The following is a 26,682-nucleotide window of genomic DNA, read 5'->3' on the forward strand; positions in this document are numbered from 1 at the left end:
CAATGAGTATTGAAATTAATGTACCAGATATCGGTGGCGATGAAGTTGAAGTAACCGAAATCCTTGTTAGCGTTGGTGATAAGGTTGAGGTTGACCAATCGTTATTAACGGTTGAAGGCGACAAAGCATCAATGGAAGTACCTGCTGCACAAGCAGGTACGGTTAAAGAAATTAAAGTAGCTGAAGGTGATACGGTAACTACTGGTTCACTTATCATGATCTTCGAAGGTGAAGAACAAGCTGCGGCTCCTGCAGAGGCTAAAGAAGAAGCGCCAGCTCCAGCAGCTGCGCCTGCAGCTTCTGCTACACAGGAAGTAACTGTGCCAGATATCGGCGATGATGAAGTTGAAGTAACTGAAATCATGGTTGCGGTAGGTGACACGGTTGAAGAAGAGCAATCTTTATTAAGCGTTGAAGGCGATAAAGCATCAATGGAAGTACCTGCTCCAATTGCGGGTACGGTTAAAGAGATCAAAATCGCGACTGGCGATAAAGTGAAAACGGGCTCTCTAATCTTCGTTTTTGAAACAGCTTCAAGCGGTTCAGAAGCGCCTGCTGCAGAATCAGCACCAGCTGAAGCAGCGCCGGCAGCAGCGGCATCAAGCACTAAAGAAGTTAACGTGCCTGATATCGGTGGTGACGAGGTTGAAGTAACCGAAGTGATGGTTGCTGTAGGCGACAAGGTTGAAGAAGATCAGTCAATCTTAAACGTTGAAGGCGATAAAGCATCAATGGAAGTACCCGCACCATTTGCCGGTACTGTTAAAGAAATCAAAGTAGCAGCAGGGGATAAAGTATCAACTGGCTCACTTATCTTTGTATTTGAAGTAGCGGGTAGTGCACCAGCTGCAGCGGCACCTGCTCCTGCAAAAGCTGAAGCAGCGCCTGCAGCAAAAGCGCCTGCGGCTGAAAAGCCTGCATCAGCACCTGCAAGCAACGAAGGCTTTGCAGATAACAAAGCGTATGCACATGCATCGCCTGTGGTACGTCGTTTAGCACGTGAGTTTGGTATTAACCTAGCGAACGTAAAAGGCACGGGTCGTAAGAATCGTGTTGTGAAAGAAGACGTACAAAACTACGTGAAAGACCTTGTGAAGAAAGTTGAGTCAGGTCAGCTATCTGCAGGTAAAGGTAATGCCGGTGGCGGCGAGCTAGGTCTTATCCCTTGGCCTAAGGTTGATTTTGCTAAGTTTGGTGAAATCGAAGAGAAAAAACTTTCTCGTATCCAGAAGCTATCAGGTGCTAACTTACATCGTAACTGGGTGCAAATCCCGCATGTTACACAGTTTGACGAAGCTGATATCACCAGCCTTGAAGCATTCCGTAAAGAGCAAAATGCGCTTGCAGAGAAGAAAAAGCTGGGTGTTAAAATCACACCACTTGTATTTGTGATGAAAGCAGCGGCGAAAGCATTGGCTGAATTCCCAACGTTTAACTCTTCACTGTCTGAAGACGGCGAAAGCTTAATCTTGAAGAAGTACATCAATATCGGTGTTGCTGTTGATACGCCAAACGGTTTGGTTGTTCCAGTATTCAAAGATGTTGATAAGAAAGGCATCATTGAGCTTTCTCGTGAGTTAATGGATATTTCTAAGAAAGCACGTGACGGCAAGCTAACGTCATCTGATATGCAAGGCGGTTGTTTCACAATCTCAAGCCTTGGTGGTATTGGTGGTACAGCGTTCACACCAATTGTAAATGCGCCAGAAGTTGCTATCTTGGGTGTATCTAAGTCAGAAATGAAACCTAAGTGGAATGGCAAAGAGTTTGAACCTAAATTAATGGTTCCATTATCAATGTCATACGACCATAGGGTTATTGACGGTGCACTAGCAGCACGCTTTACTGTGACGCTAGCAAGCTACATGAGCGATATTCGTCAACTAGTGATGTAATCTCCTCATTAATTATAAGAATCAAATCCCAGCAAGTTGTTTTTTGCTGGGATTTTTACCATTGGCAATGATACAATCTTTGCTATAGAACAATCTTGGTATAGATATCTGCTCTCCCTTTCTGCCTTGCAGAAACATGGCAGTTAAACATAGGGGCAGTGTCCCGTTCAAACATTTAAGGTAATAGCATGAGCAACGAATTAAAAACTCAAGTTGTTGTACTAGGCGGTGGTCCTGGTGGTTATTCTGCGGCTTTCCGTGCTGCTGACTTGGGCTTAGAAGTAACATTGGTAGAATCTCGCAACACATTAGGCGGTGTATGTCTAAATGTGGGTTGTATTCCTTCAAAAGCACTTTTACACGTAGCTAAAGTGATCGATGACGCTGCAGAAATGTCATCTCACGGCGTTACTTTTGGCAAGCCTGAAATCGACCTAGACAAAATCCGTTCTTGGAAAGAGTCTGTAATCGGTCAATTAACTGGCGGCCTAGACGGCATGGCTAAAATGCGTAAAGTGAAAGTGGTTAACGGTTACGGTAAATTCACTGGCAGCAACACCATTGCTGTTGAAGGTACTGACGGTACAACAACAATCACGTTTGACAATGCTATTATTGCAGCAGGTTCTCAACCAGTTAACTTACCTTTCATCCCTGAAGATGACCGCGTAATTGACTCAACAGGTGCGCTAGAGCTTAAAGACGTTCCTGAGAAACTACTTGTTTTAGGTGGTGGTATCATCGGTCTTGAGATGGGTACTGTATACCGTGCACTAGGTTCTGAAATCGACGTTGTTGAGTTTGCTGATCAATTAGTACCAGCAGCAGATAAAGACGTTATCAAGATCTACCAAAAATACGTTAAGAACAAGTTCAATGTAATGCTTTCTACTAAAGTTGTTGGTGTTGAAGCGAAAGAAGACGGTCTATACGTTTCATTCGAAGGTAAAAATGCACCAGCTGACGCAGTACGTTACGACAAAGTACTTGTTGCAGTAGGGCGTACACCTAACGGTAAGCTTGTTGATGCTGATAAAGCAGGTGTTAATGTTGATGAGCGTGGTTTCATCAATGTTGATAAACAGCTTAAAACAAACGTTGGTCACATCTTCGCTATCGGTGATATTGTTGGTCAACCAATGCTTGCACACAAAGCGGTACACGAAGGTCATGTTGCTGCAGAAGTTATCTCTGGTCAGAAACACTTCTTCGATCCTAAGTGCATCCCTTCAATCGCATACACAGATCCAGAAATCGCATGGGTTGGTGTAACTGAGAAAGAAGCAAAAGAGCAAGGCTTAAGCATCGAAACTGCTGTATTCCCTTGGGCTGCTTCTGGTCGTGCAATCGCTTCAGCACGTACTGAAGGTCAAACTAAGCTAATCTTCGATAAAGACTCAGGTCGTGTTATCGGTGGTGCTATGGTTGGTATCAACGCAGGTGAAATGCTAGGTGAAATCGGCTTAGCAGTTGAAATGGGCGCAGACGGTGAAGACCTAGCGTTAACTATTCACGCTCACCCAACGTTAAACGAATCAATCGGTCTAGCTGCTGAAATCTTCGAAGGTTCAATCACTGACCTTCCAAACAAAAAAGCAGTTAAAAAGAAGTAAGTTCTTTTGACTAATCGTTTTAAAAACCCAGCTCCGGCTGGGTTTTTTGTTTTCTTAGAGGTTAGATATCAGATGTCAGTCGTTAGTTGATCGAGAGAGTTGTTTTATTTTTTGTAGTTGAACAAAAGCTTGTTATACATGAAATGAATTATACTTGTTTAACCACTAACCACTAACCACTAACCACTAACCACTAACCACTAACCACTAACCACTAACCACTTAGATCAATATCTATTCCCCTTATTTTTAGCTACAATACGCGCCGTTTAATTATCTGGTAAATACAGTGGCTACTATCTCAAATAATTCCGTGTTAAAGCTTCGTGCTCAGCAAATGACTGAGTCTCGTCGTGAATTTAAAGCGCGAGGAGCAAAGTTAACGCGTTGTGAGCGATGTTTATTAGCCGAACACTATTGTATTTGTGATGGTGTTGAACAGGCAAAGTGTGATGCCGCGGTTTGTTTACTTATGTACCATAATGAGAGTTTTAAGCCGTCAAATACTGGCCGTTTAATTGCTGAAATCGTGCCAGATAACCATGCCTTTAAATGGGATAGAACAAATCCAGATGAAGCCTTATTAAGCTTATTGGCAGATCCCCAGTATCAGCCAATGGTTATTTTTCCTGCTAGCGATGTAGACGACGAAGAGCGGGTGATCACCGAAGTAACCCCTGTTGAAGGTAAGCGTCCATTGTTTATCTTTTTAGATGGTACTTGGCGCGAAGCAAAGAAAATGATCCGTAAAAGCCCTTATCTAGATAATTTTCCTGTGCTTTCAATTACACCTGAAAAGCTTTCGGATTATCGATTGCGTGTTGCCCCGCATGAGCATCAACTAGGTACTGCTGAGGTGGCTATTATGGTTCTTGCTCTTGCTGGTGAAGAAGATGCAACTCAAAAGCTTGAGCAACATTTTATTAAGTTTAGAGATGCTTACCTGCTTGGTAAGCGAAATAAGGGACGCCCAGAGCAATAACTTTTTACTAAATTGTAGGCAAAAGAAAAGCGCGTACTATCTCTAGTCGCGCTTGCGGAATCTTCTTAATTTTTTGCATCCTGCAATTGAATCTAATCAACTCCCTAAACTTTGCCAATCCATGCGATTACACTTTACTTGTTGGTTCTGTGTAATATAAGGCAATCCCGCCTTGTTTCCTTGTTAGTCCTTTACATCCTTGCTGGTAATCACTTTACCATTCCCTTACGTGCCATCCCGACACTATCCCTTTATTTGCAAATCCGTTGCGATGCCCTAACGGCCTGTCCTTTATTCCACTTTTTGAACTTCCTGTATAACAACATCCTGTTGTTATGCCATTCCACATCATCCTGATGCTGTCCGTAGGTTGTCACTCCATTGCGTTACTCTTCCTGAGCCTGTCCTTGATTCCTTATTCTCCTAATGAACCTTATTCCGCGGTATTATGAGTAATGCTTCCTTATCCATCTACTCATTAAGCTTCTTGCTTAGTTGATGTAAGTAATTATAGAGAAATAGGCAAAGCTGAGTAGGTCAAAATCTTATTTAATCTGTTGGTTATTTTATTGTCATTTAATATATTTCATTAAATTTCAGTTGGTTAAGTGTTTTTATGCAGTGTTTGCTGGTGCTTTTTACTCAATAACTGCCATGTGGGTGAGATATGTCTTACATGCAAATTCCTAAATGGCAGCTATGTTGATTGAAATATAAGTTTAAACGGGTGCACTTTGCCCTAACTCTAGGTAAAATATTTTGATAATTGTTATTATTTAGGTGCTATAAAATGAAAAAAACAGCCTTAGTATTACTTAGCGCATTATTAAGCGCGCCTACATTTGCTGCAGATGTAGTAAATATTTACTCGTTTCGTCAACCATTCTTAATTCAGCCTATTTTGGATGATTTCACTAAGCAAACAGGTATTAAAACCAATGTGGTTTTTGCCAAAAAAGGGCTGATTGAACGTGTAAAGCGTGAAGGTAAGCACAGCAAGGCTGATTTAGTATTAACCTCAAATTTTAGTGCGCTGATTCAATTAGAAGATTTAGGCTTAACGCAATCAATTAATAGTGATGTAGTTAATGCGAATGTGCCAAGTACTTTTCGCGATTCCGACGGTCAATGGATAGCACTTACCAAGCGTGTACGTAATGTTTACTCCGCAAAAGAGCGCGTTGGTGCGCTTGGTGAGTTAACATACGAAGATTTAGCAGACCCAAAATACAAAGGTAAAATCTGTACTCGCTCTGGTAAACATCCTTACAATTTAGGTTTAGTTGCTTCTATGGTTGCTCACCATGGCGAAGCAAAAACTAAGCAATGGCTTGAGGGCGTAAAAGCCAATTTAGCACGTAAACCGCAAGGTAATGACAGAGCTCAAGTCAAAGCCGTAAAAGAAGGTTTATGCGATCTGGCGTTAGGCAACAGCTATTATTTTGGCAAAATGATGCAAGATGAGCAGCAAAAATCATGGGCAGAAGCGGTATATATTAACTTCCCTAACCAAACGAACCGTGGCTCTCATATCAATGTATCGGGCGTTGTTATGACCCGTTATGCTAAAAACCCTGAAAATGCCTTGAAACTGGTTGAGTATATGACCGACAATAAGGCGCAAAATATGTATGCTTCCGTTAATATGGAATACCCTGTAAAGCAAGGGGTTGCATTATCTGAGATGGTTGCATCATGGGGTGAGTTTAAAGAAGATAGCCTTCCTCTTGATGAGATCAGCAAATATCGCCCTGTGGCACTGAAGCTGATTGATGAAGTAAAGTTTGATTTATAACGAGGATATTTCTCGTAACACATTTTTATAAAAGCTGTTTTTTAACAGCTTTTATTTTATCTGGTATTAATCCACTTATGCATGTGAAGTTTTCGCTGTCGCGTTGGCAGCTTATAGCCTGGCTTATTGGCCTGTTGCTTGTTACGCCATTAGGCTTTTTATTATTTGAATCTCTGCAAGGAGATTCAGATGTATTTCAGCACCTTTTCGATACTGTGCTGTGGGATTATACCCGTAATACTCTCATACTCATTGCAGGGGTAGGGCTGCTGAGCTGTGTAATAGCATTGCCGTTAGCTTGGTTAACTGCATATTGCGAGTTTCCTGGGCGTAAGCAATTTGAATGGGCGTTAATGCTGCCTTTAGCAATGCCAACTTATCTTATCGCCTACGTGTATACCGACTTACTTGATTACGCAGGGCCTGTACAGATCGCACTCAGAGACTGGTTTGGTTGGCAATCACCAGACGATTACTGGTTTTTTGATATTCGTACATTGACTGGGGCTATTTTTATGATTGCCTTGGTACTCTATCCTTACTTATACCTAATTTTTAAAACGGCACTCAGAGAGCAGTCTTTTAAACTAGTGCAAGCTAGTCAACTAATGGGGCTATCACCATTACAAAGTTTTTTACGCGTTAGTTTGCCTCTTGGTCGTGGGGCAATTGTGGCAGGGGTTACATTGATCAGTATGGAGGCTATGGCTGATTTTGCTACTGTTAACTACTTTGCTGTGAGCACACTGACGACCGCTGTTTATGATACATGGCTTGGCTATTACTCATTAACCGCAGCGGCGAAAATATCAGGTATTATGTTACTGATTTTGTTTTTAACCATCATGGTTGAGCGCTTTAGTCGTCGCAATCAAGCTGTGTATGAACGTCAGTCAAGCGTAAACAGCGCAACTTTGTATCGCTTAAAAGGCGGTGCGGCATGGGCTGCAAGCTTGGCTTGCACCGTTGTGCTGGTATTGGCTTTTATTCTGCCGGTTGGAGTATTAGTTAAATATGCCATTGTCTATGCAGATGAAGCATGGAATGGGGCATTCTTTAATTACGCTTGGCAAAGCTTTAAAGTGGCTGTAGTGGTGAGCATTGCAACTATCCTATTGAGCTTATTGGTATTGTTTTATCAACGCATTGCGAAGCAAGCTTACCCTTTGATCCCTGGGCGTTTAGCAAGTACTGGCTATGCCTTACCTGGTACTGTATTAGCGATTGCTGTATTGCTTCCATTAACTCAGTTAGATGATGCATTAAATAATTGGCTTGAGCCTTTTGGTCTATCACCAGGGTTACTTTTAAGCGGTACTTTATTTGCGATGATTTTTGCTTATGTTGTACGTTTTTATGCGATTGCGCATGGCGCGCTTGAAAGCAGTTTTTTACGTATTAGCCCATCGTTAGATATGGCCAGCCAATCAATGGGCAAAGGGCCCATGCAAACCCTTTGGCGAGTACATTTACCGCTATTAAAACGCGGTATTTTAACAGCTGGTTTGTTAGTGTTTATTGAGTGCATGAAAGAGTTACCTGCAGCTCTATTACTCAGACCTTTTAATTTTGAAACCCTAGCAACTCATGTTTTTCAATATGTTAGTGATGAGCAATTGGAGCTTGCGTCAATTTCAGCCTTGTTTATCGTGTTAGTTGGGTTAATCCCTTTGTATTTCGTTAATCGTTCGATGGAGCAAAATCACTCATGAGTCATTTGATAATTAAAGACTTAGCTTATCAGTACAATGCGACTCAGGTGTTGAGTGAACTAAACCTCAATGTTGAACAAGATGAAATCGTCTGTTTGCTTGGCGCAAGTGGCTGCGGCAAAACCACCACCTTAAAGGCAATTGCCGGGATTTTACAGCCTGATCAAGGCTATATGAGTATTGATTCAAAAGTGGTCAACGATAGTGGGCTGTTTGTTGCACCGGAAAAACGTAATATTGGCATGATGTTCCAAGACTATGCGCTGTTTCCTCATTTAACGGTAAGCGACAACATTGCGTTTGGTCTTAGCAATATGAGCAAAGCGCAAAAGCGAGAGCGTGTAGATGAAATGCTTAGCCTTGTTAAACTCGATGGTTGTGCACAGCGATACCCTCATCAGCTTTCTGGTGGCCAACAGCAACGTGTGGCAATAGCCCGTGCACTTGCTTACAAACCAAGTTTATTATTACTTGATGAGCCATTTTCGAATATTGATACACAAGTGCGTTTTGAGCTTATTGCAGATATACGCCGAATTATTAAAGCTCAGCAGGTTTCTGCGGTATTTGTTACTCACTCAAAGGAAGAAGCTTTCGCATTTGCTGACACGCTTGCGGTTATGCATGGTGGAAAAATAGCCCAACAAGGCTCTCCTGAGCAGTTATTTAGCCAACCTAACTCAAAGGTGGTTGCAGAGTTTCTTGGTACGGGCATATACTTAACGGCAAAAGTATTAACGCCAACTGAATACGAAACGGCGTTTGGTGTGGTTCACTCATTGACACCGAACAATGCAGATTGTCAGCAAGGTCAAGTGTATATAAGACCGCACCATATTCAGTTGTGTGAAGCTGCGCACAGTGACGCAAACAGTTTAACTATTTTGCACAGGCGCTTTATCGGTACGCGTTATGTATATCGAATTAATATTGCAGGGCAAGAGTGTGAAGTTGCTGCAGAGCAAGACCGCGTGTTAGCTGTTGAGCAACCTGTAAAAATAAAAATAATGCCGCACACAGTCAATTTTTTTCATGATTAGTAATAAATAACAATCTTGAATCCTTGGCTTTGTGCAAATAACGAGAAGCTAAGGATTCACTATGGCGCAAGCGCAATCTGGGATTTGTGCTGAAGCAAACTTACATGGTTTGCACCTGTTTTTTAATGTTTACGATGGCCACGATGAGTCATTACGTAAAAAACTAAAACGCGTTAGCGTCATTCAAGATGAGTTTGCTGATCAGTTCTCAGAAGCCATGCTATCGTGCGTGGTTGCCCTTGGTGCTCAGTATTGGCCGCATATCTTGCCCGAGTTTATTCCTAGTCAATTGCAAAGCTTTCCGAATGTAACTCACAGTGATCATGTGATGAGTGCCCAGCCATTTGATTTGTATGTACAAATTCGCTCAGACCGTGAAGATGTAAACCATCTATTTGCCCTGCAAATCCTAAAATTATTAACACCGGATGTTGAGCTGGTGGAGCAGGTCCGTAATTTTCGGTTTTTAGATGGACGTGATTTTAACGGCTTTATTTATGCAGGCGATACACCTCATGGCCGTCAAAAGCGTAGTACAGCACTTATCGACAAACCGGGTCACTTTGAAGACCAAGGCAGCTATATCCATGTTCAGCGCTTTGTGCATGATTTGAGTGTCTGGCAGCATTTATCGTTATCAGAGCAAGAGCAAATCATGGGGCGCACGCGTCTAGATAACACCTTGATTGTGCCTGCTGTAGAAACCAGTCATGCGGTTCGTAGTGAATTAAAAGATGAGCATGGCCAGCCACTATTGCTAAACCAAAGCATGCCATTTGGTGATGTGCATAAGCAGGGAATTTTAATGGTTTCGTGTGCTGCGCAAGGGGATGCGTTTGAGCAGGTATTAAAGAGTCGCTTGGGGCAGGGCGATTGCTATGATTATTGGCTCGATTTTACTCAAGCCGATATGGGATCTGCGTTTTTCGCCCCGTCAGTAAACTTCTTAAAGCAACTTTAAACGGTATCGAATAAAGTGCGCACGCGATCGAGCGTCACATCGATTTCAGAAATCTTCGCAGGGGCGATAAAAATAGTGTCGTCGCCTGCAATGGTACCGAGTACACCATCCGCCTTACCGAGTGAATCAAGTAAACGAGCAATTAATTGTGCTGCGCCTGGACTGGTGCGAATGATAATCATCATTTCGTTATGCATAATATCAATAACAAGCTGACGCAGCGGGCTTTTCGCTGTTGGCACACCCATCTCAGCCGGTAAGCAATAGACCATTTCTTGTTTTGCATTACGAGTACGTACTGCACCGAACTTGCTTAACATGCGAGAGACTTTACTTTGACTAATATTATCAAAGCCTTGCTCTTTTAATGCTTCGACAATCTCACCTTGTGAGCCGAAGTTTTCTTCTTTTAATAGCGCTTTAAACGCTTTGATCAGTGCTTCTTGTTTGTCTTGTGGTTGCATGTTGCCGTTTCTTTATTCATAAAATGTAGGGTAATTCTACACAACTCTGCATATTTATGCAGTATTAGTTTACAAAGTCGTCCAAAATGCTGTGTCTTTACAGCCAAGTTTACAACTATGGTCGAAATTATACGCGAAATAAGCAGGATAAATTTGTTTTTAGTCGCTAATTTCATTATCTTTAGGGCCACAAATATTTCCTACCTCAAATTACGGAGAATTCCAATGAAAGTTGCTGTTTTAGGCGCAGCTGGCGGTATCGGCCAAGCATTGTCTTTATTATTAAAAACAAGTTTACCTGCAGGTTCTGAATTATCGTTATACGATGTTGCCCCTGTTGTTCCTGGTGTAGCGGTTGATCTTTCTCACATCCCAACAGACGTTAAAGTTGAAGGCTTTGGTGCTGACAGCTTAGACGCAGCATTAGCTGGTTGTGATATCGTTCTTATCCCAGCGGGTATGCCACGTAAGCCAGGCATGGACCGTGCGGACCTTTTCAACGTAAACGCAGGTATCATCAAAACATTAGCTGAAGGCATCGTTAAAAACTGTCCTAAAGCGTTAGTAGGTATCATCACTAACCCAGTAAACGGCACAGTGCCAATCGTTGCTGAAGTATTCAAAAAAGCGGGTACTTACGATGCAGGCCGTGTATTCGGTATCACAACGCTTGACGTGATCCGTTCAGAAGCATTTGTTGCTGAACTTAAAGGTTTAAGCGCAACTGACGTTAAAGTTCCAGTGATCGGCGGTCACTCAGGTACGACAATCCTTCCTCTTCTTTCTCAAGTTGAAGGTGTTACTTTCACTGACGAAGAAGTTGCGGCATTAACTCCACGTATCCAAAACGCAGGTACTGAAGTTGTTAACGCTAAAGCGGGTGGCGGTTCAGCGACTCTTTCTATGGGTGCAGCTGCAGCACGCTTCTGTATGTCTTTAGTTAAAGGCTTACAAGGTGAAGAAGTAGTTGATTACGCATACGTTGCAGTTGAAAACGGTGACGCAGCATACTTCGCACACCCAGTTCGTCTAGGTAAAAACGGCGTTGAAGAAATCCTTTCTTACGGTGAGTTAAGTGCATTCGAAGAGCAAGCTAAAAACGACATGCTAGCTACACTTAACAAAGACATCCAAGAAGGTGTTGATTTCATCAACGGTTAATTCCGACAGATGATAGGCGATTTTTTAAATCGCCGAAAACAAAAAAGCCTGCAAATGCAGGCTTTTTTAATGGCTCGAATAAATAGTGTTTAGTGATCGCGGGCAACGGCGATACGGGCCAAACTCTCTAAGGCTTGTTTGTACGGTGTATCTGGTAAGAACGCAATACAAGCAATTGCTTTGTCAGCTTCTTGCTCAGCTTTTTGCATTGCAAACTCAAGGGCCTTAGTGTCAGCTAATGCCGCTAGAATGCTTTCTAAATGGTCCATACCATTACCAAGCTCAATTGCTTCGCGTACTAGCTTAACTTGCTCTGGTGTGCCTTTTTGCATTGCGTAGATAAGCGGTAGGGTAGGTTTACCTTCAGCTAAATCATCGCCAATATTTTTACCAAGTTGCTCGGCATCAGCGTTGTAATCAAGTACATCATCCACTAATTGGAATGCAGTGCCAAGATGCATACCGTATAAGTTTAATGCTTCAAGGGTTTGTTTGTCTTGCTCGGTAATAATTGCAGCAAGGCCGGTTGCAGCTTCGAACAATTTTGCCGTTTTGCTGTAAATAACCTGCATATAGCTTTGTTCTGTGGTGTCAGGGTCATTACAGTTCATTAGCTGTAATACTTCACCTTCAGCGATGACATTGGTTGCATCCGCTAAAATTTGCATGATTGGCATTTTACCTAGGCCAACCATAAGCTGAAATGAACGTGTATAGATAAAGTCACCGACCAAAACGCTCGCTGCATTACCAAACTCTGCGTTGGCTGTAGGCGTACCACGGCGCAAATGTGACTCGTCGACAACGTCGTCATGCAATAAAGTGGCGGTATGAATAAATTCGATGATAGTGGCAAGCGTAATATGGTCTTTGCCCTCATAACCAAGTGCTTTTGCCGCTAAAATGGCCAACATAGGACGAACGCGTTTACCGCCACTGTTTACTATGTATAAACCGAGTTGGTTAACCAATGCGACATCTGAGCGCATTTGGGCATGTATAAGTTGATTGACGTCATCCATTTCATTTTCGATTAACGTCTGGATAGCTTTTATATCCATTGATCTCCGAGCCAATATTTATGGGTATACGGGGCTGATTGTACAACAAAAAAAGCGCTTGCTCGATATTTTGTGATGATTCAGTAAAAAAACACTGTAAAGTTTTTTATTTGAGATCAATTTTGCCAAGATAAATTTATAACCTTGATTAATAAGTGATCAGCTTTTTGAATTTTAAAGGTGCGTATTATTAGCGTAATTTAATTGTCATGAGATCGTAAAAACCGCTTGGCATGTGGTGTTTTTAGGATAGAATAGGGGAAAATATTGAATTGCTCTCAATGCAGCTATTTTTTATTCATTTTATCGAAAAAGAGGCTTGCTAGTTTTTGCACATTAGCGTAAACTTCGCGCCCTATTGAAGAATATTTTAGTTGCGTCGATTTGAGGGCGCACAGACGGAGTTAATTATGTACGCGGTTTTCCAAAGTGGTGGTAAACAGCACCGTGTGACTGAAGGTCAAACAATTCGTCTTGAGAAATTAGACGTTGAAACTGGTGCAGCAGTTGAATTTGATTCAGTACTTTTAGTTGCTGATGGTGAGAAAATCGAGATCGGTGTACCGTTCGTAAACGGTGGTAAAGTAACAGCTGAGGTTGTTTCACACGGTCGCGGTGAGAAAGTTAAGATTGTTAAATTTAGACGTCGTAAGCATTCTCGTAAGCAAATGGGCCATCGTCAATGGTTCACTGAAGTTAAAATCACTGGCATTAGCGCTTAATTAGAGGTACTGAGAAATGGCACATAAAAAAGCAGCTGGTAGTACTCGTAACGGTCGTGATTCAGAAAGCAAACGCCTAGGTGTTAAGCGTTTTGGTGGCGAATCAGTTCTAGCGGGTAGCATCATTGTTCGTCAACGTGGTACTCGTTTCCACGCTGGCGCAAACGTAGGTATCGGTAAAGACCACACTATCTTCGCAAAAGCAGATGGTAAAGTTCAATTCGAACAGAAAGGTCCTTTAAACCGTAAATACGTAAATATCGTAGCTGAGTAATCATCTCGATATTTGAAAAACCCCGCCTTTGCGGGGTTTTTTGTTTTAAGGCACATAATCGTGCGTATAAATATATACCTAAGCGCCTTGGCATTGGGTGCTGAATAGGGCACTTAGGTATATAATAGAGTTATTAACAAGCCAATCTTAAAGTGAGTAATCATGAAGTTTGTAGATGAAGTAGAAATTCGTTGTGACGCGGGTGATGGCGGCAGCGGTGTCGTATCTTTCCGACGTGAAAAATATGTACCAGATGGCGGTCCTGATGGCGGCGACGGCGGCGATGGCGGCAGCGTTTATCTACAAGCCGATGAAAACTTAAATACGTTAATTGATTACCAATTTGAGCGTTTTCATAAAGCAGAGCGCGGCACAAATGGTCAAAGCCGTAACATGACTGGTAAAAAAGGCGCTGATTTAACGCTTAAAGTGCCTGTTGGTACACGTATCATTGATGTTGATACTGAAGAGTCATTAGGTGATTTGACCAAGCATGGTCAAAAGGTTGTTGTTGCAAAAGGTGGTTTCCATGGCTTGGGGAATGCACGTTTTAAATCAAGTACAAACCGCGCTCCACGTCAAAAAACACTAGGTACACCTGGTGAAGTTCGCAGCTTACGTCTAGAGCTAATGCTACTTGCTGATGTTGGCTTACTTGGTTTACCAAATGCTGGTAAATCAACGTTTATCCGTAGTGTTTCTGCAGCTAAACCAAAAGTGGCAGATTACCCGTTTACGACGCTTATTCCTAATCTTGGTGTAGTACGCCCAGATGCGAATAAGTCATTTGTAATTGCTGATATCCCAGGTCTAATCGAAGGGGCTTCAGATGGCGCAGGCCTTGGTATTCGCTTCTTAAAACACTTAGAGCGTTGTCGTGTATTACTGCATATCATTGATGTTATGCCTGTTGATGGCACAAATCCGGTTGATAATGCCTTTGCGATTATTAATGAGCTACACCAATACAGCCCTAAACTTGCTGAAAAGCCGCGCTGGTTAGTATTTAACAAAATTGACCTATTACCAGAAGATGAAGCTGAAGCCCTGTGTAATGAAATTGCCGAAGAGCTAGGTGAAGAGGCTAATGTTTACCGTATCTCTGCTGCGAATAAACAAAATACTCAAGCATTGTGTCATGACATTATGGCGCTACTTGATAGTATGCCGAAAGAGAAATTCGCTGAAGAAGAGAAAGAAGAAGTTGAATTTAAGTGGGATACTTACCATCAGAAAGCGACCTCTCAAGACGATGATGATTGGGATGACGACTGGGATGATGATGACTACGACGTAGAAGTTATCTACCAACGATAAAATTTAAAACTGAAAAGGAGCCATGCGCTCCTTTTTTATTAATAAGAAAAAAGTATTAAGGTTTAGTGTGAAAATTTCAATGATTGCTGCTATGGCAAATAACCGAGTAATTGGCCAAGACAACCAAATGCCATGGCATTTACCCGCCGATCTGCAACACTTTAAAAAAGTAACCATGGCAAAGCCTGTGATCATGGGCCGCAAAACGTTTGAATCAATAGGCCGCCCTTTACCAGGTCGTCAAAATATTATTATCACGCGTAATGTTGATTACACAGCAGAGGGTATTGAGGTGGTTACTTCTCCAGAAGCTGCGCTGAAATTGGTTGCTGATGTTGAAGAAGTTATGATTATTGGTGGCGGAAATATATACGAACAATTCCTGTCTCAAGCAGATCGTCTATACTTAACATTCATCGACCTCGAAGTGGCCGGTGATACGCAATTCCCAGATTACGAAAGTGTTGCTAATTGGACAGTTGCCGAGCAAGAAAAGCATCAGCCTGATAACAAAAACCCTCACTCGTATACTTTTGTAACCCTGTACAAAAATTCGTAACATTATTGCGGTAAAATTAATTAGTTGGTACAATATTACACAATCTTGGTAAGAAAAAAGTATTACATAAGGGCAAAATATGATGAAGTTACCAAATATGTTACTTGCAGCGGCTGTTGTATCAGCGTCAGTTGCGTATACAGCACCAGCAAAAGCTGATGATCAATTAGCGGTTTCTATCTGTGAATATATCGCAGCTGATGATAAAAACCGTTTGCGTAGTAAGCTTAAAAGCTCACGTGTGAAAATTCGTAACATTTTTGATGCTGTGAAATGCAATGGCAATAACATGCTTCGTCATGCAATCGAAAGCGGCGCGGCAGATACTGGTGAGTATATTGTTAAGAACTTATCAAAAAGCTCTTTAGAAGATGGTGCTGATATTGCTTGGGCTGAGTCGAACGGTCACGGTGGTTCACCACTAATCGCTGTTATTAAAGACCGCGCAGGCCTTTAATTGAAACGCAAATAGAATTTAAGAAACCGCACTCGTTGCGGTTTTTTTATGCCTGAATAACAGCTTATAAAGTGAATAGATACAAAAAGCCGTGTTTGTTTTCACAAACACGGCTTCTATATTTTGTTAGCTCGTAGCTCGTAGCTCGTAGCTCGTAGCTCGTTTACAGCTTCTTAAACTTTAAACGCATCCACCGATAAACGTAGTTCTTCAGCCAGTTTTGCTACTTCTGAACTTGAAATATTGGTTTGGTTTGCGCCTTCAGCTGTTTGTTCAGCAATTGCTACAATCGACTCTAAGCGTTCGCTAATTTCTTGTGAAACTTGCTGTTGCTCATGAGCAGCTGTTGAGATCTCTTCACTTACGTTGTGAGCTTGCGCAACGGCTGCAGTGATTGAATCAAGGGCGGTATTTGCAAGGTCTGATTGCTCAACACATGACTCAGCTTGTTGTTTACCTTTCGACATTGCTGATACAGCAGCCTCAGCGCCAACCTGAAGCGATTCAATCATAGCTTGAATCTCTTGAGTCGACTCTTGTGTTTTGCTCGCTAGAGAGCGCACTTCGTCAGCAACTACGGCGAAGCCTCGGCCTTGTTCACCGGCACGGGCTGCTTCGATGGCTGCATTAAGCGCAAGTAGGTTGGTTTGCTCAGCAATGCCACGAATAACATCTAAAATGCCACCGATTGAAGCGCTGTCTTTATGAAGTTGGTTGATAACTTGCGATGCATCATCGACTTCACGAGCTAGTTGCTCAATGGTTGCTTTATTTTGTGATGAAATGCCTTTGACACGATCTGCTTCTTTATCAGCGTTCTTTATTTCACTAAGAGCTTGTTGTGCACTGCTACTTACCGCTTGTGATGTACTGCTCATCTCAGTTGTTGCCGTTGCCGCTTGTTCAACCTGTGCTTGTTGATTACGTATAGCTTGGCTAGATTCTTCAGTGATTGCCGATGTCTCTTCAGAAGCAGCAGCTAGCTGTGTAGAGCGAGAGATTATACCTTGGATAAGCGTACGCAAACTTTCAATTAGCGTATTACAGCTACGTGATAGTTCACCGAATTCGTCTTTAGCTGAGTCGTCAAGACGCTGTGTCATGTCACCGCTTGCCACGATATCAAGGATACGGTTTACTTCAGAAAGGGGCTTGGTTATACGATTAACAGTCACAGCAGCAACGATGATAGCAATTAAAGTAGCAATCACCATGGCAACCCAAGTCCAAATAGTTGCTGTTGAGACATTACCGCTGACATCTTGCTGCAAGTCAAAAGCCAGCACTGTAGCTTGGTCAACTAGTTCTTTTAATTGCTTTAATGCTTCACTAGTAGAGTTTTCTGCGTTTGCTAATTCAGCTTCTGTTTTAGCAATTGCATCAATTAAACGTTTTTTATTTGCAGATAAACTGTTATTACCACGAACATTATCTGAAAGCGTTTCAAAGTAGCCGTTTAAATCATTATACAAACCGGCGTTATTATCAATAATTGCTGGGCGAATGAGCCCTAAACTACGCTCAACTTCTTCTAAGTAATAAACCTGTTCATTTTTTACGATGTCTAATGTGTTGAGAGTTTTCACCGTTAGCATATCAGTGCTGTTAGTGACGACTGATTGGAAGTTGTTTTCCATGTTATTGGCGGCTTGATAAGCACGTGAATGGTTTTCTTCAAGTCCATCTATATCAATAATATCAAGCACCACTGAATTTGCATCTTCAGCACTGATTTCGATGTTTTCAAGCTGGGTGCGTAGTGTTTTATTTAGCTCAAGTTGAGTTTGTTTATCTGCAAACAGGTTGTCGACAGACTTAACAAAGCGCTTATAAGTTTGCTCAACTTGTTGGCTGCTTTGTTTTAGCTTTGGATCGTTGCTAACAATTTGTTGAAGCTCTTGGTAGGAATTATCATATCGTTTTTTTTGTTGGTTGAAATTTTTTCTTAATGTCGCCAGTTCATCTTGCGCATTAGTATAAAAACTTGCCTGAGCTGACTTACTCATTAAAATAAATTCAACCTGTAACTCATAACTCTTATCGAGAGCTGGCAGCGAAAGCTGGTTAACTCGCTGTGTTGATTGATCTATGTTGGTAATTTTTACCAACGAGTTACCACCAATAAAAAGCAGGAGTAACGTAATAACAATAAAGCCACCCCAAATGCGCTGTCTAACGGTCAAGTTCATATGCAATTCCAGAAAATAGTACTAATCAACACTTATCGGCAAGGTTGCCAATTAGTTAAGTATTTAAATTTAATTAGCTTTAAATTAAATTTATTTTAATTGTTATAAATCTAACAGATGTTCAGCTATTTTTCAGTTTATTTAGATAAAAGAGTGGGATTTTTCGACGAAATAGTCTTTTGTGTTGAGTTCCATTAGGGTCATTGCGCCACCCCAAACACAGCCTGTATCAAGTGCGTGGATGTTTTCTTGTTTGACTTTACCTTCTAAAGCAGCCCAGTGGCCAAATGCAATATGCTGTTTTAACTTAGAAATATCAGGGTGATCGAACCAAGGTATTATTGAGCTGTCTTCACTAATACTGGTTTTGTTTGCAAAATCGAGTTCACCTGTAAGGTTTACGAACCGCATCCGAGTGAAATAATTAACAATATAGCGAAATTTAGCTTCACTACTTAAATTCGATTGCCACTGTAACGGATGGGGATCGTACATATTGGCGAAGTAATGAGTTGCATCAGCTCCTTGATAGCATTGCTGGGCAAAACTAGCACGTTTCAATGCTTTTTTTATTGACCAGCTAGGATTTAGGCCAGCATGACTTATCAGCATGTTATAGCGTTCAAGCCAAATAGCTAATGGCTGTTGCTGTAAAAAATGAATATATTCAGCGCGTTTTGGACTATTAAAAACATCGGCCAGCTTATCTTTGGGGTTTGCAGGTTTATTTAGATAATGACAAGCGATAAGGTGTAAATCATGATTACCAAGGGTAATAGTTACACTGCCTTGCATAGTATGAAGACGCTCGAGACAGGCGAGTGAGTCAGGACCTCGAGCGACTATATCGCCGACTAAGTAAAGGTGATCTTGGCTTGGGTTGAAGTTGACCCGTTTCAATAACGCATCAAATTCACTATAACACCCCTGTAAATCACCAATTGCATAATCAGCCATCGTTATTTAGTGCAATATGTTTGGGCGAGCTAAACGAAACACCTCGATTGGTGCTTCGAATTCAGTCCCAAATTCGTTACGCATGGTGTAATGACCTTGCATTGTCCCAACTGGGGTATCAAGCACAGCGCCACTGGTGTATTTGTAGCTTTCACCTGGGGCAATGGTTGGGGTTTCACCAACAACACCTTCACCTTGTACTTCCACTTCTTTGCCGTTAGCGTCAGTAATTAACCAATAACGGCTCAAAAGCTTAGCACTGCATAAACTGTGGTTTTTAATGGTGATAGAATAAGCAAAAACGTATTTATCTTGTTCAGGCTCTGATTGACCTTCTACGTAGAAGGTCTCAACCGACACCTTAATTGGAGAACCTAGATTACTGCTTGTTGTCATAAATCCAATTAGCTATATCAATAAATTGTTGTAAAGACAGGCTTTCAGCACGCAGCGTGATATCAATGCCGATGCTTGTTAGTTCTTCAGCTGTAAGTAAGTTAGATAAACTATTACGCAGAGTCTTACGGCGCTGATTAAAGGCTTCTAAGCATACTGTGTTAAGAAGTTTTGTACTTTTAGCTGAACGCTGTTCAGGCTTTTTAGGGATCAAACGAATTACTGCTGAATCGACCTTAGGGGCTGGCTTAAAGCACTCTGGTGGCACATCAATCACTGGCATTGCGTGACAGTAATATTGTGTCATTACACTCAAGCGGCCAAAAGCTTTGCTGCCTGGGCCTGCGACCATACGTTTAACCACTTCTTTTTGCAGCATAAAGTGCATATGCTCTACGTTATCTGCGAACTCAAATAAATGGAATAACAGCGGGGTCGAAACATTGTAAGGTAAGTTACCAAAAATCTTTAATTTTTCGTCTGACTTGATCAAAGAGCTAAAGTCGAACTTCATTGCATCGCCTTGATGCACTGTTAACTTTGGCCCTAAAAATGGGTGGCTCGTTAAACGTTCTGCTAAGTCTTTATCTAACTCAACAACCGTTAGGTGGCCACTTAAATCAGCGACTGGCTCAGTGATAGCACCAAGACCCGGGCCGATTTCTACTAAATTATCTTCAGGTTTAGGATCAATGGCCGTGACGATTTTGTCGATGATCATGTCATCGTTTAAAAAGTTTTGACCAAAACGCTTACGAGCGCGGTGTCCTAAATGTACTTTATCTGTCATTGATTCTGTGCTTTTTCATGGGCGAGCTTAATTGCTTCGCGGATCGCTAATTCAAAACTACCTACATCAGCAGTACCTGTGCCGGCTAAATCGAGAGCCGTGCCGTGATCTACTGAGGTGCGAATAAATGGCAGGCCAAGAGTGATGTTGACCGAATTGCCGAAACCTTTGTATTTTAGCACAGGTAATCCCTGATCGTGATACATTGCAAGCACTGCATCTGCTTGCGAAAGATATTTATCTTGGAATAGGGTGTCAGCAGGCAATGGGCCAATTAAGTTCATACCTTGGTTATTTAAGAGCTCAAGAGTTGGCGTTATAGTGTCAATTTCTTCTGTGCCTAAATGACCATCTTCGCCGGCATGTGGGTTTAAGCCACATACGAGAATGCGTGGCTTTTCAATGCCAAACTTTGTTTGTAAGTCATGATTTAATATTGTGGCTACTTTGCTTAAACGCTCAACGGTGATTGCGCGCGATACATAAGCAAGCGGTATATGCGTTGTAACAAGCGCCACGCGTAAGCCTTCTGTAGCTAACAACATCACCACATCAGCAGTATTTGATTGCTGTGCAAAATACTCTGTGTGACCGCTGAACGAAATCCCCGCTTTGTTGATAATCCCTTTATGAACAGGGCCTGTAACAACAGCAGCAAAAGTACCATCCATATTTTTTTCACTGGCAATGCGCAGTGTATCCAACACATATTGACCGTTAGCGTCATTAAGTACGCCCACTTCAACGTCAGTGCCTAAATCTACTTGGTGTAAGTAAACGCTGCCTGCAGGGGCAATGCTTGGTGCTTGGCTATCATCGAAGTCAATTAAATTGATATCTAAACCAAGCAACTTAGCGCGCTGTTTTAATAACGCGCCATCAGCAATCACCACCAGTTGGGCATCCCACTGGTGCTGCGCTAACTTGATAAGTAAATCAGGGCCAATACCAGCTGGCTCACCTGGGGTAATTGCAATTCTAATGGTCATAATTATTATTCTGTTGGGAAAATATCAACGTGTGCTTGCTCACGCATTTCTTGCTGCCAGTTGAAACTTTCTTCTTTAAATTTACGATTAAACAGTAGTTGGTGAGCGCGGTTACGTTTAGCTTGCTCTGTTTTATCTGCTACACGCTTATCAAGTAGCTGTACAATGTGCCAACCAAACTGAGTTCTGAATGGCTCACTGATTTCATTTTTATCTAGAGAAAGCAGGGTATTTTTAAACTCTGGTACATAGGTGCTTGGGTCAGTCCAGTCGTACTCACCACCTTTTAGTGCTGAACCTGGATCTTCAGAGTATTCTTTAGCAAGTTCACCAAAGTCAGCTTTGCCTTCACGTAGCTCTTTTGCAAAACCTTTTAGCATGTCACGCGCTTTTTCTTCGCTTAAGATGATAGAAGGCTTAATTAAGATATGGCGTGAACGAACTTCTGTTGTTTCAACAACTTGACGACCACGAACATCTTGCACTTTAATGATGTGGAAACCAGCACCTGAACGAAGCGGGCCAACGATATCGTCTTTTTTATGGCCTTTTACCGCTTCAGCAAAAAGTGATGGCATTTCATTGATGCTCATCCAACCTAGCTGACCACCTTCAAGTGCCTTTGAGCCGCTTGAAGATGAAATAGCAATACGCTTGAACTCTTTGCCTTCTTTTAAAAACTCAATAACTTTCTCAGCTCGCGTTTTAGCGCTCGCAATTTCATCCGCAGTAGCATCACTAGGAATATCAATCAAGATATGGCCAATGTCATATTCTTCGGCATTTTTACCTTGTGTTTCCATGATTTTTAACAGGTTATCAATTTCTTGCGTACTGATATAAATACGGCGATCCACGTTCATACGAGTTACTTGTTGCGTGGTGATCTCTTTACGGATTTCTTCGCGATATGCAGGGTAGCTGTCTCCAGCCGCTTCAATTGTCCGACGTAAGTCAGCAATACTGCCACCTTGCTCACGCGCCATATTTTCTAAAGTTTGGTCTAATTGCGAGTCTGAAATCTCAAGACCCATACGCTCAGCAAGTTGCATCATTAGTTCTTGGCTAACTAAACGCTCAATGGCTTGAATTCGCAGTGTATCATCAGAAGGTAATTCTTGACCTTGCTCTGCAGCCTGAGTCTTTACGCGATTAACAATGGTGTCTACTTCACTTTGTAAGATAACACCTTGGTTAACAACGCCCACCACTTTGTCAATTTCAACTGGTTTTGCGAAAACGTTTTGGCATAGGCCAACTGTTAATAATGCTGATGCAAATAATTTTTTTAAATTCATACTTTTTCTAATACTCTTGCTAATAGTACTGCGGTACTAGTTATTAAGAAAATACGGTCTACGATAGCCAAAAATACCTTGTTGTAATAATTTTTGTGCATCATAACGGCTTTTGCTTCCAAGCCCTTTTAACACAATATTGAAACCAATACTTGTGTCAAAGGTTGCTTGTTCTTGACCAATCGCCTGGTTCAAATCAGTTTCGATTTGACGACGGCCTGTGATTTGAAACGCCCAACAGCATGATTCATACTGAAGACCGCTGAAAACCTCAATGCTACGACCGCTCTCTAAATCGCGGTGATAGCTGCCAACAAACTGCCAATCTTCTGATAGCGGAATGCTGGTAAATAGACCAACTTGCTCGATTGTATTGCCTGAGACATCATTTGCATAGCGATGGTTCAATTGCACGAGCTGTTTATCGTCACCTTTATAATCTAAGGTGATATTTGACTGAATAATTTCTTTACCATCAGTGTCGTACTGGATACCACCTGATAAATACCAACGACGGTGCCAATGTAACATTGTTTGCGCTGCAAACAAGGCATTGTAGTTAGTGTCGGAGTCGATACCTTGTGATGTAGGCTTGGCATCATTACTTAAATAAAAAATTTGTCCGGCACTGAAGTTAAATACTTCTTCATTTTCACTACTAAATAAGCGTGTTGTTGCACCTAACGTAAATTGGTTTGCAGTTGCTATCCGGTCGATACTTGAAAAACGGCGATCTCTAAATAAGCCAAAGAAATCGTCTTGTAATTTTGCTGTATCGTAAAGACCAATATTTGATTGGTCTTTATTTGGCGTATATAAGTACTGAATTTGTGGTTCAAGAGTTTGAATACCATCTTTAAAGAAAAATGCAGTATCACGCTCAAAATTTAATTGGCTGTATAAACGCACTTTAGGTAGGGTTCGAGTGACACTTTCATCAAACTCGGTACCAGCTAAGTCACCATGTTGGTTGTATTCAGTATGTAATAAGCTGAACTCAGATAAAAATGACCATGCGTATTCTTGATAACCAAAACTTGCTTTAGGCTCTATATGAACACGGCTTGCTTCATCAATTACAGCTTCATCATTAGTGAAATAACTGAGCTCACCATCAAGGGTTAAATCAATGCCATAAAAATCATATGCATCAGTTTGCGAAAAACTAATTTGTGGCAACGCCGCATATGATTCACGGTGATCACCAAGTACTTCAAAGCTTTGCAACTTGATATTGGTGCGCCAAGTGTCACCTAAGTGGGTTAGAGAGCCGGTGCGGTACAACTGAGTATCGGTGCGAGTCGCATAACCAGAGTTTAAATCGGTTAAGTAGTTATCATCACTGACGTTTGTTATGTCGATATTAGCACGCCAGTTTTCACCTAAATAACTTTGCTGTTGCCAGTGGAACAGGTAACGAGAGTCTACATTTGGCTCTTCGTCATCTTTGTCTAGGTACTCAACAGCAACTAAGCCATTATTTTGCTCAGTTAAGTAACGAAACTCCCCAATCATTTGTAAACCGCGTTTAGACATATAGCGCGGTGTTATAGTCGCGTCGTAATTTGGTGCAATATTCCAGTAATAAGGAGTAATGGTTTCGATACCATAGCGGCCTGAGCTCGAGAAATTAGGTGTTAGTAAACCTGACTTACGACGGTCATCTAATGGGAAAGTAAAATAAGGAACATAAAGTACTGGGGTATCAAACACTCTAAGCACAGTATTATGTGTTTCGCCCCAACCTTCTTCTCTTGATAAGTCGATTTCGTCAGCTTCGATGGCCCACACAGGTGTTTCACCCGGACAGGTAGTAAAGCTTGCGTTCATCAGGTTTAGGCCAGACTCATTAACTGTTAGTTTTTCTGCGCCGCCATGACCAAGTTGATCAGTAAACTTATAGTCTGCGCCTAGCAAGCTCAATTCAGAATTGTTTAAATCTGCATTGAGTCCAGAGCTATTAATTTGGCTTACTTTATCGCGATAAACGATAGGACCGGTTGCATTAAGTAACCCACGTTGTTTGTCAATCAGTGCACTTTGTGCGGACAAATTCATCGTTAGGGTGTTAATATCTACATTACCGGTAAATTCTGCGCTTTGGGTACCCAATAGTTCAATATCATCGGATTTGATATCGATCATATTAAGTTCAAGGCCAGGGAGCGGTTGCCAAGCTCTGGTTTGCATTGAAGTGCCACAAAAATTGTGTGTCAGTTCAGTTTCGGCGAACGATGGTGCGCTAAGTACGCTTAGCATCATTATGCCCCAGGTTTTGCTCATTTAATGACCTTAATGCTCTTTGGTTGGATATAAGCTAGACATAATAAAGGAAAACAATGGCAAATACAGTAATTGACTTAGTGAAAAATAGATATCTTACTAAATGAATCGTTATAAAAGTTTACAGCAGTTTTTAAATCCTCACTTTAAAGAGGATGAATATCAATTAGCCGCCATCACTGGGGATGCGAGTTTTCGCCGTTATTTCCGCGTAAATACAGGTGATCAAAGCTATATTGTCATGGACTCAGATCCAGACAAACTGGATAACACACCTTATATAGAACTCAACAAAGTATTTTCTCAGCATGGGTTTAAATTACCAAAAATTCTTCAGGCTGATGAAAAACAAGGCTTCTTCTTGCTGAGTGATTTAGGCAATACTCATTTGGCTGATTTACTGGGCGACGAAGACCGCACTTTACACTACAAACATCTAATAAAGTTAAGTGCACAGTGGGCGCAAATCCCGCCTGCCCAATATATGAAAGTATTTGATGGCGAGTTTTTACAGTTTGAGCTAAGTATTTTTAGAGATTGGTTAGTCGATAACTTTATCGGTGAGCAACTCTCTGCTGATGAACAGCAAATGTGGCAACAAGCCTGTGAGTTATTAATTAATAATGCCCTTGAGCAACCAATTGTTACGGTGCACCGAGACTTCCATAGTCGCAATATTATGCGCACAGGGCAGCAATGGGCAATCATCGATTATCAAGATGCGGTGCAAGGGCCGGTGTGTTATGACCTTGTTTCATTATTAAGAGATTGCTATTTCAAGCTACCAGAACAAGAGCTCGACTACCTTTTACATTACGCTTATGACGAATTTAGCGAGCAGCAGCTATTGCAAGACACTTCGTTTGCGATGTTTAAACGTTGGTTTGACTTAACCGGCGTGCAGCGTCATTTAAAAGCTGCGGGCATATTTTGCCGATTAAAATTACGTGACGGTAAGTCTGGCTATTTGAATAATGTACTGCCAACCCTTACATACATAAGTAATGTCAGTAAAGAATACCCAGAGTTAACAGCCCTTGGTCAGTGGATAGAGCAGATAATTATTCCACAGACTAAGCAGCGTTTAACGAAAGAGTCCAAATGAAAGCAATGATCCTAGCGGCGGGGCGTGGTAAACGCATGATGCCGCTAACCGAAACGCAACCAAAGCCGATGCTAAAGATTAAAGGCAAGCCATTATTAGAGCATCATATTAATAACTTACGCCAAGCAGGCATTACCGATATTGTCATTAACCTTGCTTGGCAGGGTGACAAAATAACCGAGTATTTCGGTAATGGTTCGCAGTTTGGTGTAACGATCACTTATAGCCAAGAACAAGCTGGGGGGCTAGAAACCGCTGGGGGGATCATTCAAGCATTGCCGTTATTGGGCGAGCAATTTATTGTCATCAATGGTGATGTGTTTACTGATTACGATGTGACTTCGTTGATGCAGTTACACCTGCAAGCAGGAGAGGCGCATATTGTCCTTGTTGAAAATCCCGCGCATAATCCTGATGGTGATTTTGCGCTGAGTCATCTAAGCCCAGATAGTCAAAAGTATACTTTTTCCGGTATAAGTCGCTATCATGCTGATTTCTTTAAAGGTCTCAGCACTGGTATTCGTCCACTTGGGCCTATTTTGCGAGAAAAGCTCAGTGAGTATCAGGTTTCGACTGAACTTTATTTAGGTCAGTGGGATGACATTGGCACACCAGCCAGACTCGACGAAATCAATCAGCGTTTCGCTTTGTAAAAACAACAG

Annotated in this window: 24 protein-coding genes; 15 read left to right on the forward strand and 9 right to left on the reverse strand. The window is 41.7% G+C overall.

From position 1 onward, the window contains the following. Positions 1–2: 2 nt before the first annotated feature. The 7 genes from aceF to BIZ38_RS11055 all read left to right on the forward strand — a co-directional run bounded on the left by aceF (position 3) and on the right by BIZ38_RS11055 (position 9,998). Positions 3–1,895, forward strand: coding sequence for a pyruvate dehydrogenase complex dihydrolipoyllysine-residue acetyltransferase (aceF, locus tag BIZ38_RS11025; protein WP_187490275.1), 1,893 nt, complete (start codon positions 3–5; stop codon positions 1,893–1,895). Positions 1,896–2,083: 188 nt separating this feature from the next. Next, on the forward strand, positions 2,084–3,508 hold the full coding sequence (lpdA, locus tag BIZ38_RS11030; protein ID WP_054550993.1) for a dihydrolipoyl dehydrogenase: 1,425 nt from the start codon (positions 2,084–2,086) through the stop codon (positions 3,506–3,508). Between the two features lie 337 nt (positions 3,509–3,845). After that, on the forward strand, positions 3,846–4,490 hold the full coding sequence (locus BIZ38_RS11035) for a tRNA-uridine aminocarboxypropyltransferase (protein ID WP_187490306.1): 645 nt from the start codon (positions 3,846–3,848) through the stop codon (positions 4,488–4,490). 790 nt (positions 4,491–5,280) lie between these two features. After that, entirely contained in the window at positions 5,281–6,285 is a 1,005-nt protein-coding gene (locus BIZ38_RS11040; protein ID WP_187490276.1) for a Fe(3+) ABC transporter substrate-binding protein, read from the forward strand. Between the two features lie 77 nt (positions 6,286–6,362). Beyond that, entirely contained in the window at positions 6,363–7,997 is a 1,635-nt protein-coding gene (locus BIZ38_RS11045; RefSeq protein WP_187490277.1) for an ABC transporter permease, read from the forward strand. After that, entirely contained in the window at positions 7,994–9,037 is a 1,044-nt protein-coding gene (locus BIZ38_RS11050; protein ID WP_166340488.1) for an ABC transporter ATP-binding protein, read from the forward strand. The genes BIZ38_RS11045 and BIZ38_RS11050 overlap by 4 nt, the downstream gene beginning before the upstream one ends. A 61-nt stretch (positions 9,038–9,098) precedes the next feature. After that, complete coding sequence (locus BIZ38_RS11055) at positions 9,099–9,998, forward strand: Dyp-type peroxidase (protein ID WP_187490278.1); 900 nt, start codon at positions 9,099–9,101, stop codon at positions 9,996–9,998. Here the strand turns inward: BIZ38_RS11055 and argR are convergent. Further along, entirely contained in the window at positions 9,995–10,462 is a 468-nt protein-coding gene (gene argR, locus BIZ38_RS11060; RefSeq protein WP_054551012.1) for a transcriptional regulator ArgR, read from the reverse strand. The two genes, BIZ38_RS11055 and argR, sit on opposite strands and share 4 nt — an antisense overlap. A gap of 225 nt (positions 10,463–10,687) precedes the next feature. Between argR and mdh the strand changes: the two genes are divergently transcribed. Further along, positions 10,688–11,623, forward strand: a complete 936-nt coding sequence (gene mdh, locus BIZ38_RS11065) for a malate dehydrogenase (protein WP_054551013.1) — start codon at positions 10,688–10,690, stop codon at positions 11,621–11,623. Positions 11,624–11,712: 89 nt separating this feature from the next. Here mdh and ispB read toward each other — a convergent pair whose 3' ends face one another. Continuing rightward, positions 11,713–12,684, reverse strand: a complete 972-nt coding sequence (ispB, locus tag BIZ38_RS11070; RefSeq protein ID WP_054551014.1) for an octaprenyl diphosphate synthase — start codon at positions 12,682–12,684, stop codon at positions 11,713–11,715. 410 nt (positions 12,685–13,094) lie between these two features. On the opposite strand from ispB, the gene rplU reads away from it, so the two are divergent. The 5 genes from rplU to BIZ38_RS11095 all read left to right on the forward strand — a co-directional run bounded on the left by rplU (position 13,095) and on the right by BIZ38_RS11095 (position 16,013). Further along, positions 13,095–13,406, forward strand: a complete 312-nt coding sequence (gene rplU / locus BIZ38_RS11075) for a 50S ribosomal protein L21 (RefSeq protein ID WP_036965957.1) — start codon at positions 13,095–13,097, stop codon at positions 13,404–13,406. A 16-nt stretch (positions 13,407–13,422) separates the two neighbouring features. Further along, positions 13,423–13,680: a 50S ribosomal protein L27 gene (rpmA, locus tag BIZ38_RS11080; protein ID WP_054551015.1), complete on the forward strand. Its 258-nt coding sequence runs from the start codon at positions 13,423–13,425 to the stop codon at positions 13,678–13,680. Positions 13,681–13,842: 162 nt separating this feature from the next. After that, positions 13,843–14,997, forward strand: a complete 1,155-nt coding sequence (gene cgtA, locus BIZ38_RS11085) for an Obg family GTPase CgtA (protein WP_138619097.1) — start codon at positions 13,843–13,845, stop codon at positions 14,995–14,997. A 79-nt stretch (positions 14,998–15,076) separates the two neighbouring features. Continuing rightward, a complete protein-coding gene (folA, locus tag BIZ38_RS11090; RefSeq protein WP_166340613.1) occupies positions 15,077–15,556 on the forward strand; it encodes a type 3 dihydrofolate reductase in 480 nt (159 codons plus the stop codon). A 79-nt stretch (positions 15,557–15,635) separates the two neighbouring features. Continuing rightward, positions 15,636–16,013, forward strand: a complete 378-nt coding sequence (locus BIZ38_RS11095) for a DUF3718 domain-containing protein (protein ID WP_054551017.1) — start codon at positions 15,636–15,638, stop codon at positions 16,011–16,013. Positions 16,014–16,186: 173 nt separating this feature from the next. Here BIZ38_RS11095 and BIZ38_RS11100 read toward each other — a convergent pair whose 3' ends face one another. From BIZ38_RS11100 to lptD, 7 genes are all read right to left on the reverse strand, one after another. Further along, on the reverse strand, positions 16,187–18,202 hold the full coding sequence (locus tag BIZ38_RS11100; RefSeq protein ID WP_187490280.1) for a methyl-accepting chemotaxis protein: 2,016 nt from the start codon (positions 18,200–18,202) through the stop codon (positions 16,187–16,189). 141 nt (positions 18,203–18,343) lie between these two features. Further along, positions 18,344–19,159, reverse strand: coding sequence for a symmetrical bis(5'-nucleosyl)-tetraphosphatase (locus BIZ38_RS11105; protein WP_054550995.1), 816 nt, complete (start codon positions 19,157–19,159; stop codon positions 18,344–18,346). A gap of 6 nt (positions 19,160–19,165) precedes the next feature. Continuing rightward, positions 19,166–19,555 (reverse strand): Co2+/Mg2+ efflux protein ApaG, encoded by a 390-nt coding sequence (apaG, locus tag BIZ38_RS11110; RefSeq protein WP_054550996.1) that lies wholly within the window; start codon positions 19,553–19,555, stop codon positions 19,166–19,168. Continuing rightward, entirely contained in the window at positions 19,539–20,345 is an 807-nt protein-coding gene (gene rsmA / locus BIZ38_RS11115) for a 16S rRNA (adenine(1518)-N(6)/adenine(1519)-N(6))-dimethyltransferase RsmA (RefSeq protein ID WP_054550997.1), read from the reverse strand. The genes apaG and rsmA overlap by 17 nt, the downstream gene beginning before the upstream one ends. Beyond that, on the reverse strand, positions 20,342–21,334 hold the full coding sequence (pdxA, locus tag BIZ38_RS11120; RefSeq protein WP_054550998.1) for a 4-hydroxythreonine-4-phosphate dehydrogenase PdxA: 993 nt from the start codon (positions 21,332–21,334) through the stop codon (positions 20,342–20,344). The genes rsmA and pdxA overlap by 4 nt, the downstream gene beginning before the upstream one ends. Before the next feature lie 5 nt (positions 21,335–21,339). Next, the gene (gene surA, locus BIZ38_RS11125; protein WP_187490281.1) at positions 21,340–22,632 is read right to left on the reverse strand and encodes a peptidylprolyl isomerase SurA; all 1,293 of its coding nucleotides are present in this window, start codon (positions 22,630–22,632) and stop codon (positions 21,340–21,342) included. A 36-nt stretch (positions 22,633–22,668) separates the two neighbouring features. Then, positions 22,669–24,915 (reverse strand): LPS assembly protein LptD, encoded by a 2,247-nt coding sequence (gene lptD / locus BIZ38_RS11130; protein WP_187490282.1) that lies wholly within the window; start codon positions 24,913–24,915, stop codon positions 22,669–22,671. Between the two features lie 103 nt (positions 24,916–25,018). Here lptD and BIZ38_RS11135 point away from each other — a divergent pair, with 103 nt between their 5' ends. Both BIZ38_RS11135 and murU read left to right on the forward strand, forming a co-directional pair. Further along, positions 25,019–26,020 carry an aminoglycoside phosphotransferase family protein gene (locus BIZ38_RS11135; RefSeq protein ID WP_138601734.1) on the forward strand — a complete coding sequence of 334 codons (1,002 nt, stop codon included), beginning with the start codon at positions 25,019–25,021 and terminating at the stop codon, positions 26,018–26,020. After that, entirely contained in the window at positions 26,017–26,673 is a 657-nt protein-coding gene (murU, locus tag BIZ38_RS11140) for an N-acetylmuramate alpha-1-phosphate uridylyltransferase MurU (RefSeq protein WP_138619084.1), read from the forward strand. Before BIZ38_RS11135 ends, murU begins: the two co-directional genes overlap by 4 nt. Positions 26,674–26,682: the final 9 nt, after the last annotated feature.

Origin of the sequence: Pseudoalteromonas sp. BZK2, assembly GCF_014349195.1 — a bacterium.
In the GTDB taxonomy this organism is placed as follows: domain Bacteria; phylum Pseudomonadota; class Gammaproteobacteria; order Enterobacterales; family Alteromonadaceae; genus Pseudoalteromonas; species Pseudoalteromonas simplex.

Coding starts and splice junctions, on each gene's coding strand:
- BIZ38_RS11095 (WP_054551017.1), top strand. CDS start 15,636: ATGATGAAGTTACCAAATATGTTACTTGCAGCGGCTGTTGTATCAGCG.
- rpmA (WP_054551015.1), top strand. CDS start 13,423: ATGGCACATAAAAAAGCAGCTGGTAGTACTCGTAACGGTCGTGATTCA.
- lpdA (WP_054550993.1), top strand. CDS start 2,084: ATGAGCAACGAATTAAAAACTCAAGTTGTTGTACTAGGCGGTGGTCCT.
- folA (WP_166340613.1), top strand. CDS start 15,077: ATGATTGCTGCTATGGCAAATAACCGAGTAATTGGCCAAGACAACCAA.
- aceF (WP_187490275.1), top strand. CDS start 3: ATGAGTATTGAAATTAATGTACCAGATATCGGTGGCGATGAAGTTGAA.
- rplU (WP_036965957.1), top strand. CDS start 13,095: ATGTACGCGGTTTTCCAAAGTGGTGGTAAACAGCACCGTGTGACTGAA.
- argR (WP_054551012.1), bottom strand. CDS start 10,462: ATGCAACCACAAGACAAACAAGAAGCACTGATCAAAGCGTTTAAAGCG.
- BIZ38_RS11055 (WP_187490278.1), top strand. CDS start 9,099: ATGGCGCAAGCGCAATCTGGGATTTGTGCTGAAGCAAACTTACATGGT.
- mdh (WP_054551013.1), top strand. CDS start 10,688: ATGAAAGTTGCTGTTTTAGGCGCAGCTGGCGGTATCGGCCAAGCATTG.
- lptD (WP_187490282.1), bottom strand. CDS start 24,915: ATGAGCAAAACCTGGGGCATAATGATGCTAAGCGTACTTAGCGCACCA.
- ispB (WP_054551014.1), bottom strand. CDS start 12,684: ATGGATATAAAAGCTATCCAGACGTTAATCGAAAATGAAATGGATGAC.
- apaG (WP_054550996.1), bottom strand. CDS start 19,555: ATGACAACAAGCAGTAATCTAGGTTCTCCAATTAAGGTGTCGGTTGAG.
- BIZ38_RS11035 (WP_187490306.1), top strand. CDS start 3,846: ATGACTGAGTCTCGTCGTGAATTTAAAGCGCGAGGAGCAAAGTTAACG.
- BIZ38_RS11050 (WP_166340488.1), top strand. CDS start 7,994: ATGAGTCATTTGATAATTAAAGACTTAGCTTATCAGTACAATGCGACT.
- rsmA (WP_054550997.1), bottom strand. CDS start 20,345: ATGACAGATAAAGTACATTTAGGACACCGCGCTCGTAAGCGTTTTGGT.
- BIZ38_RS11135 (WP_138601734.1), top strand. CDS start 25,019: ATGAATCGTTATAAAAGTTTACAGCAGTTTTTAAATCCTCACTTTAAA.
- murU (WP_138619084.1), top strand. CDS start 26,017: ATGAAAGCAATGATCCTAGCGGCGGGGCGTGGTAAACGCATGATGCCG.
- BIZ38_RS11045 (WP_187490277.1), top strand. CDS start 6,363: ATGCATGTGAAGTTTTCGCTGTCGCGTTGGCAGCTTATAGCCTGGCTT.
- surA (WP_187490281.1), bottom strand. CDS start 22,632: ATGAATTTAAAAAAATTATTTGCATCAGCATTATTAACAGTTGGCCTA.
- BIZ38_RS11040 (WP_187490276.1), top strand. CDS start 5,281: ATGAAAAAAACAGCCTTAGTATTACTTAGCGCATTATTAAGCGCGCCT.
- BIZ38_RS11100 (WP_187490280.1), bottom strand. CDS start 18,202: ATGAACTTGACCGTTAGACAGCGCATTTGGGGTGGCTTTATTGTTATT.
- BIZ38_RS11105 (WP_054550995.1), bottom strand. CDS start 19,159: ATGGCTGATTATGCAATTGGTGATTTACAGGGGTGTTATAGTGAATTT.
- cgtA (WP_138619097.1), top strand. CDS start 13,843: ATGAAGTTTGTAGATGAAGTAGAAATTCGTTGTGACGCGGGTGATGGC.
- pdxA (WP_054550998.1), bottom strand. CDS start 21,334: ATGACCATTAGAATTGCAATTACCCCAGGTGAGCCAGCTGGTATTGGC.